The sequence below is a fragment of the Acinetobacter rongchengensis genome (genome assembly GCF_003611475.1).
GTDB lineage: Bacteria > Pseudomonadota > Gammaproteobacteria > Pseudomonadales > Moraxellaceae > Acinetobacter > Acinetobacter rongchengensis.
In genome coordinates, this window is the sequence record NZ_RAXT01000022.1 from 40,748 (window position 1) to 47,825 (window position 7,078).

At 37.6% G+C, this 7,078-nt stretch carries 5 protein-coding genes; 2 read left to right on the forward strand and 3 right to left on the reverse strand.

Annotated elements, in window-relative coordinates; genetic code table 11:
* Positions 1-142: 142 nt before the first annotated feature.
* The 3 genes from clpX to tig form a co-directional block, all read right to left on the reverse strand.
* Positions 143-1,453: an ATP-dependent Clp protease ATP-binding subunit ClpX gene (clpX, locus tag D7V20_RS11275; RefSeq protein WP_120384387.1), complete on the reverse strand. Its 1,311-nt coding sequence runs from the start codon at positions 1,451-1,453 to the stop codon at positions 143-145.
* A 35-nt stretch (positions 1,454-1,488) separates the two neighbouring features.
* The gene (clpP, locus tag D7V20_RS11280; protein ID WP_010115288.1) at positions 1,489-2,100 is read right to left on the reverse strand and encodes an ATP-dependent Clp endopeptidase proteolytic subunit ClpP; all 612 of its coding nucleotides are present in this window, start codon (positions 2,098-2,100) and stop codon (positions 1,489-1,491) included.
* 187 nt (positions 2,101-2,287) lie between these two features.
* Complete coding sequence (gene tig, locus D7V20_RS11285) at positions 2,288-3,619, reverse strand: trigger factor (RefSeq protein ID WP_120384388.1); 1,332 nt, start codon at positions 3,617-3,619, stop codon at positions 2,288-2,290.
* A gap of 269 nt (positions 3,620-3,888) precedes the next feature.
* Between tig and D7V20_RS11290 the strand changes: the two genes are divergently transcribed.
* Together D7V20_RS11290 and D7V20_RS11295 are read left to right on the forward strand one after the other, a co-directional pair.
* Positions 3,889-6,075, forward strand: coding sequence for a TonB-dependent receptor domain-containing protein (locus D7V20_RS11290; protein ID WP_120384389.1), 2,187 nt, complete (start codon positions 3,889-3,891; stop codon positions 6,073-6,075).
* A gap of 213 nt (positions 6,076-6,288) precedes the next feature.
* Positions 6,289-7,078, forward strand: a 790-nt coding sequence (locus D7V20_RS11295) for a TonB-dependent receptor (protein ID WP_171407804.1), incomplete at its 3' end; no start/stop codon positions are given.

Below are 7,078 nucleotides of genomic sequence, written 5' to 3' on the forward strand. Positions count from 1 at the left end.
ATTTTTCGTTCTTGATAAACACTATTTTCGCCATTGAGCTTAACATTTCAATGACCATTTAAAAATAAAAAACGTGTAAATAGTCAAGCTAATTACACGTTTCGGATGAATTGCATCAGTTATTTAAACAAAATCCACTGAATTAAGCAGATTTTGTATCAAGTACCTTTAAATCCACTTTCTCGACATCAATTTGTTCTTGCTTTGGTTGACGTTCTGCTTGATAAACAGGTTCAGCTTTATCATTAATCACAGCCTCATTGATAATGACCGTACCAACATCTTGACGACTTGGTAAGTCATACATCGTTTCAAGCAATACATTTTCAAGAATAGAACGTAAACCACGCGCACCTGTATTACGCTCAAGCGCCTTTTTCGCCACTGCACGTAAAGCAGAGTCTTCAAAAATCAGGTCGACATTTTCCATCTCAAATAGGTATTGATACTGACGTGTTAAAGCATTTTTAGGTTCAGTCAAAATCTGCATCAACGCTTCTTCATCAAGCTCTTCCAGCGTTGCAATAACAGGTAAACGACCAATGAATTCTGGAATTAAACCAAAACGAACCAAATCGGCAGCTTCAACTTGACGGAACAATTCAGATAACTTTTTACTGTCATCTTTATTTTTCACATCTGCGGTGAAACCAATACCACCCTTTTCTTGACGTTGTTGTACAACCTTTTCAAGACCTGAGAACGCACCACCGCAAATAAACAAGATATTTGCAGTATCCACTTGAATAAACTCTTGTTGCGGATGCTTACGACCACCTTGTGGTGGAATCGATGCAACGGTACCTTCAATCATTTTTAACAATGCTTGCTGTACACCCTCACCCGATACATCACGAGTAATCGATGGATTTTCAGATTTACGGGTAATTTTATCAATTTCATCAATGTAAATAATGCCCTTTTGTGCCTTTTCTACATCGTAATCCGCTTTTTGCAATAACTTTTGAATAATGTTTTCAACATCTTCACCGACATAACCCGCTTCGGTCAATGTCGTTGCATCTGCCATAGCAAACGGAACATCAAGCAAACGCGCAAGTGTCTGTGCAAGTAAAGTTTTGCCTGAACCTGTCGGTCCGATCAGCAAAATATTACTTTTCGCAATTTCAACAGCATCAGCAGGTTTATGACCTGTTTGACTCACTTTTAGACGTTTGTAATGGTTATATACAGCAACTGAAAGCGTTTTCTTTGCGGTATCTTGACCAATCACATACTGATCCAATGCCGCACGAATTTCATGTGGTTTTGGCAATGGACGTGTCGCCCAATCACCTGTTTCCACTTGTTGACTGGTCTGGACTAAATCTAAGCACACATCCACACATTCATTACAAATGTATGCGTCCTCGCCTGCAATCAGTTTACCGACTTCAGACTGCGTTTTACCGCAAAATGAACAATGCTTTTGTCCTTGAGGAAGATCGGACATTTTCACTCCAAATTTTTAAATCTTGTCTTAAACGTTTAGTTTTGAGGGCGTTTACTTAACACCTGATCGACTAAACCATATTCTTTCGCTTGCTCTGCAGTCATGAAATTATCACGATCTGTATCTTTCGCAACGCGTTCGTAATCTTGACCACTGTGTTCTGCCATCAAACGATTTAAACGTTCTTTGATGAACAGAATCTCACGTGCATGAATTTCAATATCAGATGCTTGACCACGAAAACCACCCAATGGTTGGTGAATCATCACACGTGCATTTTCTAAACAATAACGTTTACCTTTTGCACCAGCATTCAATAAGAATGCACCCATAGATGCAGCCTGCCCCATACAATAGGTCACAACATCAGGCTTAATAAACTGCATGGTGTCATAAATAGCCATACCCGCAGTCACAGAACCACCTGGTGAGTTGATATATAGATGGATATCTTTGTCAGGATTTTCTGCTTCCAAGAACAACATTTGCGCAACAATTAAGTTCGCCATGTTGTCTTCAACTTCACCTGTTAAAAAAATCACTCGCTCACGTAAAAGACGTGAAAAAATATCGAAAGAACGCTCACCACGAGAAGACTGTTCTACGACCATTGGTACTAAAGCGTTTTCAATTGATGGAACATACATATGTTATTTATTCCTGAATTTTTGTTACTGCACTCATAGTCACAATATGAGGGATAATGACTGAAAATGCAAAATATTCCCAACCAAATATCCGATATTTTTTGCATCGGTATTGTGAATGAAGCAAACAAGCTCATGTTAAATCACATAAAAAAAGGCGCCGAAGCGCCCTCTTTCATCGAAGAACTTAGCCTTGTTGACGCGCTTGTTGTTCTTTCAATAAGTCTTGGTAACTTACCACTTCTTCAGTGACTTTAGCAGCAGCTAAAATGTGATCTACAACTTGATCTTCTAATACAACGCCTTCAATTTGAGCACGTTGCTGTTTATCCGTTTTGAAGTATTCAATCACTTCAGTCGGATCTTCATAAGAAGAAGCCATATCTTCGATATAAGCATCTACACGAGTCGCATCCACTTCAAGTTTAGCATCAGCTAAAATTTTGCTGACCAATACGCCTAGTTTAACTGCTTTTTCAGCTTGTTCTTTAAACAAATCATCTGGAAGCATGCTGCTGTCAAATGCTTTAGCACCTTGAGCACCAAACTGTTGAGTGAATTGTTGAATCATTTGTTGACGTTGACGATCAATTTCTTGAGCCAACATAGATTCTGGAACTTCAACTTCGTTTGCAGCAACAAGTGCATCAAAAGTTGCACCTTTTACTTGGTTACGAAGACCATTTTTCACTTCACGTTCCATATTTTTGCGAACGTCAGCTTTTAATTTTTCAACGCCTTCTTCTTCAGAAATACCAAAGATTTTTAAGAATTCAGCATCAATTTCTGGAAGCTTTTGCTTTTCAACAAGTTTTACATTGATTTTGAATTGAGCAGCTTTACCAGCAAGGTTTTCAGCTTGGTAATCTTCAGGGAAAGTAACATCGATGACTTTCTCTTCGCCTTTCTTCATACCGACGATACCGTCTTCGAAGCCAGGGATCATACGACCAGAACCTAAAACAAGTTTAAAGTCTTCAGCAGCACCGCCTTCAAACTTCTCACCATCGACAGTACCTTCAAAATCGAAAGTCACTTGCATGTCTTTTTTAGCCATGCCTTTAGTTTCAGTCCACTCAGCACGTTGCTTTTGAAGATTTTCAAGCATTGCGTCAACATCTTTGTCAGTCACTTCAGATGTTTTACGTGAAACTTCAAGACCGCCAAATTTAACTTCAACTTCTGGATAAACTTCAACAGTTGCTTGATAAACTAAAGCATCATCTTTGTTTTCAACTTTATCGATATTTGGCATACCAACAGCGTTGATTTTTTCTTGTTGAATCGCTTCAAATACTGTGTCACGAATAATGTCGTTAACAACTTCTTGATAAATGCCAGCGCCATATTCACGACGTACAACATTTACAGGCACTTTACCTTGACGGAAGCCGTTAATCTTCACAGTTTTAGCAGTGCGTTTCAAGCGAGCTTCAAACTGCTCGTTAATACGGCTCGTCGGTACAGATACATTTAAACGACGGGCAACGCCCGAAACCGCTTCAGAAGTTACTTGCATGGCTTCCTCGATAGAATTTAATAATTACAGTTTTTAAAAAAGTGCCACATTATATGACAACATTAAAGGATATACAAAACAGGATGACGAAACTATAAAATTTTATCCTGTTTTATTCGATTATTTCGTTTTCTTTTATTTTTTTGAGCAAATGCTCAACTTTTGTATAATTTTTATTGCAAATGATAAACTTTATCATTATCATTAATGTGTTTTTAATATTTTATTAATTTTCATATATTTATCTCGTCCAGCTTGGAATTCTATTTATGAGTAAGTTCAACCTCCGCCCATTAAGCCTCGCTATTATAGGAATAACCGCAAGTTCTGCATTTGCAAATACGCAAACTCAGGATTCCTCCTCAACGCATCAACTTTCAACAATTGTGGTTTCAGCTGCGGGGTTTGAACAAGATATTAAAAATGCGCCAGCTACAATGACTGTGATTACTGCTGAGGATTTAAAAAATAAACGAATTAATTCAATAGCGGATGCGTTGATTGATGTCGAAGGTGTCGATATCAGTCCTACAGCAGGAAAAACAGGTGGTTTAAATATTCGTATTCGTGGTATGGATTCTGAATATACATTAGTTTTAGTCGATGGCCGTCGCCAAAACAGCACTGGAGACATTACACCAAATGGTTTTGGTGAGTCGAATAATAGTTTTATTCCACCAATTTCAGCGATTGAACGTATCGAAGTAATTCGTGGTCCCGCATCAACTTTATACGGTTCTGATGCAATGGGCGGTGTTGTTAATATTATTACAAAAAAAGTTTCAAATGAGTGGACTGGATCTTTCACATTAGATGGAACATTATTACCTAATAGTTCTGATTTTGGTAATCAATATTCTGCTGATGCATTTGTTTCGGGTCCAATCGTTAAAGACTTACTTGGGCTTCAAATTCGGGGAAGAAAAGCTGAAAGAAGCCAATCACATATCACTCGTACAGATGACAAAGATAATTCAACAGAATTAAACATGGGCAATAACCCAACAAAATCTGATTTAGAAACCATAGGATTACGTTTAACATTAACACCAACAGATCAACACGATCTTTCAGCTGAATATGAACAAACTGAACAATGGTATGACAATTCACTCGGACAACTAGGTACTTTGGGTGCAAATGGTGGTTATGACAAAGCACAAGAATATAACCGAGAAAAAATGATATTGGCGCATACATGGCGCAACAACATTGGCACTTTAGACTCTAGTATCACCAATACTCAAACTGAAACGATTGGACGCCTAATTCCTTCTCGTGCACAAAATGGTTCTACAGCAATTACCCCTCGCTTATTAGAAAGTGAAGACACCATTTTTGATACTAAATTTACAACCAAATTCTTTGACGCACATAACATTACAGTAGGCGGACAATGGTGGGATGCCAGTATTAAAGATGGTCTTAGAGCCAATAAAAAAGTTTCTTTTGAGCAACTTGGTTTATTTGCCGAAGATACATGGGGACTTACAGATTATCTAGCTTTAACGCTTGGTCTACGTTTTGATGATCATGATACTTTTGGGGATTTCTGGACTCCACGTGCATATTTAGTTTGGAATGCCAATGATAATTGGACTTTTAAAGGTGGTTATTCAGAAGGTTATAAAGCGCCACGATTAGAACGTTTAACCGATGGAATTTATAATGTCGGTGGACAAGGACGCATACCTTTATTTGGTAATCCTGATTTAAAACCAGAAACCAGTAAAAACTTTGAACTTGGCGCATACTTCAATAACATTTCAAATTTCAATGCCAATATCACAGCCTTTTATAATCAAGTCGAAGATAAAATTGTTTCTGGGCCAATTGAAGAAACGTGTGATGCGAATATAAACAAAGCCTTTTGTGAAGGAATAATGGCGAGTATTGGTACGCCATGGGTCATGCAATCAGGTGATAGTGGTAGTCGTTCGTGGACAATTTCACGTTCTGTAAATGCTGAAGAAGCTAAAATTTATGGTATTGAAACGGGTTTAAATTGGGAATTCCTTCCAGCTTGGAAATTAGGCTTAAATTACACTTGGACAGAAACTGAAATAAAAGACTCTAAAATTGGAAATCCACCTTTAAATGATACACCTAAGCATATTGTTAATGCTTCTTTAAAATGGCAAGCAGACGAAAACATACAAGTTTGGGCTCGAGGTGAATACAGAAGTGATCGAGCTCGTTTCACCTCTACTTACGAAAATCTAAGTACTGCAAATAAACAAGTATATGATGCTTTAGGCGATTATGAATCATATGCACTTTTACATGTCGGTTCGAATTTCTCAATCAATAATCAGTGGGACATTAGTGTTGCTTTATACAATGTATTTGATAAAAACTTCATTGATTATGAAAAAGTAGATTCAAGCTATTACAACCGATATAGCAATACTCAAGAAGGCCGTCGAGTTCAACTAAGTACTTCATTTAAATTCTAAATCTAAAATTTCAATGAGAAGCCCTGTTTTAACAGGGTTTTCTTTTTTTACCAAAAATCATATATTTAAAAACATATTGTTACACTATTTCATTTATTTTTTCACTTTATTGCAAATCTACAATCGTTAATTTCAATTCATATGAATTGGTATAAAAAACAAGAATCATTATTATTCGCATACAAATTTGCATTACTCTTTGTGAGTTCCAGTATGTCTTTTATCAAATCACGTAAAAAACTTGTTACTACAGCAATCGCCTCTTCTTTATCCGTCATCGCGACTACAGCTATTGCACAAGAAGAAACGGCTCAACTACCAACAATCAAAGCACAAGCGACAAGTGAACAAAGCTTAAAAGTAGACCAATCTGCAAATACAAAATTTGTAGCCCCTCTTTTAGATACGCCAAAATCTGTATCTGTGATTTCAAAACAACTGATTCAAGACACTCAAGTAACCACACTTGCAGATGCACTTCGTACTGTTCCAGGGATTACTTTAGGTGCAGGTGAAGGCGGTAATCCAAATGGTGACCGTCCATTCATCCGTGGCTATAACTCTGAAAGCTCAATGTTTGTAGATGGTGTACGTAATTCAACTTCACAAAACCGTGAAATGTTTGCAGTTGAACAAGTTGAAATTACCAAAGGTTCTGCGTCTGCTATGGGCGGTGCAGGTACAACTGGCGGCAGTATTAACATGATTTCTAAAGTTGCTAAACAAGGCGACTTTTTAGAAGGTTCTGTTGGTGCAGGGACAGATGATTACCAACGTATTACTTTAGATGGTAATAAAGATTTTGGTAATGGTATTGCTGCACGTGTTGCTGTTATGGGACACCACAATGACAAAGCTGGTCAAAAAGATGGTACCGAATATGCACGTGCCGGTATTGCGCCAAGCATTACTTTTGGCTTAGACAGTGATACACGTGCAACATTAAGTTACTACTACTTAAAAACTGACGATACGCCAGATTCAGGTATTCCATATAACAACC